Origin of the sequence: Streptomyces sp. NPDC057136 (assembly GCF_042670885.1) — a bacterium.
In the GTDB taxonomy this organism is placed as follows: domain Bacteria; phylum Actinomycetota; class Actinomycetes; order Streptomycetales; family Streptomycetaceae; genus Streptomyces.
Map to the genome: position 1 here is coordinate 1 of NZ_JBHUUV010000100.1, position 2,217 is coordinate 2,217.

General features: G+C 67.4%; 1 protein-coding gene. It reads left to right on the forward strand.

Annotated elements, in window-relative coordinates:
• Positions 1–61: 61 nt before the first annotated feature.
• Positions 62–2,217, forward strand: a 2,156-nt coding sequence (locus tag ACFT7S_RS38625) for a condensation domain-containing protein (RefSeq protein WP_382741231.1), incomplete at its 3' end; no start/stop codon positions are given.

A 2,217-nucleotide genomic window follows, 5' to 3' on the forward strand; every position in this document is an offset into this window, starting at 1 on the left:
TGCGGTGGGTGAGTTGCGTTCCTTCGCGGGGGAGCGGCTGCCCGGGTTCATGGTTCCGTCGGTGTTCGTGGAGCTGGCCGCGCTGCCCCTCACCCCGAACGGAAAGATCGACCGGGCCGCACTCCCGGCACCGGATGCTGTCCGCCAGGGTCTGACGGGCTTCGTTGCACCGTCGAGCGTGACGGAGGAGCTGCTGGCCGGCGTCTGGGTCACGGTTCTGGGTGTGGACCGGGTCGGCGCAGTCGACGACTTCTTCGAGCTGGGCGGCCACTCGCTGCTTGCCACCCAGGTGGTCTCACGCATCAGGGATGTGTTCGGGGCCGAGGTACCCCTGGCCGCGCTGTTCGACCATCCGACGGTGCGGGAGCTCGCCGCCGTGGTCGACGAAGCCCGCACCGGGGCGCCGGTGCCGCCCATGGCGGCGGCCGACAGGGACGAGCCGCTGGCATTGTCGTTCGCGCAGCAGCGCCTGTGGTTCCTCGACCAGATGGAACCCGGATCTGCCGAGTACAACGTGCCCCAACCGGTCGTCTGGCCCGGCGGCCTGGACATCGCAGCGCTCGGTGAGGCGTTGAGCGCCGTGGTGGCCCGGCACGAGGTGCTGCGGACCAGGCTGGTCGCGGGACCTGACGGCGTACCGCATCAGGTGATCGACTCGCCTGAGCCGTTCCCGCTCGTGGTGGCGGATGTGTCCGGCGACGCCGAACCCTTGGCCTCTGCGCGAGACCTGATGCTCGCTGACGCGGTTACGCCGTTTGACCTGGCCGACGGGCCGCTGATCCGCGCCACTCTGATCCGCGTGCGGCCCGACGAGCACCTTCTTGCACTGGCAATGCACCACATCGTCTCCGACGAGTGGTCAGGACAGATCCTGCGCCGTGAACTGACCGCCCTCTACGAGTCGTTCCGTGCGGGCGAGCCGGACCCGTTGCCGCCGCTGGCCGTGCAGTACGCGGACTTCGCGGTGTGGCAACGTGAGTGGCTCACGGGCCATGTCCTCGACGGTCAACTGTCGTACTGGCGTGCAATGTTGTCTGACGCTCCGGCGCTTGAGCTGCCCACCGACCGCCCGCGTCCCGCTGTCCGCTCCTCCGCCGGCGCGGTGCAGAAGTTCAGTGTGTCGGCACGGACAGCACAGGCGCTGCGAGCGCTGTCCCAGGAGAGCGGTGCGTCGATGTTCATGACGCTGCTGGCTGCCTTCAACGTGCTGCTGGGTCGGTATGCGGGTTCGGAGGATGTGGTGGTGGGCACGCCGGTGGCGAACCGGAACCGTGCCGAGACGGAGGACCTGATCGGGTTCTTCGTGAATACGTTGGTGCTGCGAACCGACCTGTCCGGCGACCCGTCGTTCCGCGAGCTGCTCGAGCGGGTGCGGGAGACGGCACTGGGCGCGTACGCGCACCAGGACGTACCGTTCGAGCAGCTGGTGGACGAACTCGTCACGGAACGGGACCGCTCTCGCAACCCGCTGTTCCAGGTCCTGTTCAGCTATGTCGCCGGAGAGTCCGAGGGCGCCTCCGGGGAGGGGGCGGGCGAGGGCTCAAGAGACAGGGCTGAAGCGGATGGTGAACCGGGACCGAGCGCTCTGCCGGTCAAGTTCGACCTGGCAGTGACGATGGGTGATGCCGACGGGTCCCTGACAGGCACGATCGAGTACAGCACTGCGCTGTTCGACACCTCGACGGTGGAGCGGCTGGCTGGTCACTTGATCTCTGTGCTGGAGGCGGTAGCGGAGGAAGCTGACTGTCGGGTGGGTGAGCTGTCAGTTCTTTCGGCGGGTGAGCGTGAGTTGGTGGTGGAGGGGTGGAATGCCTCTTCGGTGGTGTTGCCGTCGGTGGGTGGGGTCCATGAGCTGATTGCGGGGTGTGCTGCTGCTTCACCGGATGCGATGGCCGTGGTGTCGGGTGATGAGTGGTTGACGTATGGCGGGTTGATGGCGCGGGCGAACCGGCTTGCGTATTACCTCCGTGGGGCCGGTGTGGGTGCGGAGTCGGTGGTGGGTCTGTGTCTGCCGCGTGGCGTCGAGATGGTCGTGGCGATGGTGGCCGTGTGGCAGGCGGGTGGTGCGTATCTGCCGCTGGACCCGGAATACCCTGCTGACCGGTTGGAGTTCATGCTTGCCGATGCGGGTGTGCAGGTGGTGGTGGGTGAGCGGTCGCTGGTTGAGACGCTGTCTGCGGAGCGTGTGGTGTTGCTTGATGATCCGGCCACGATGGG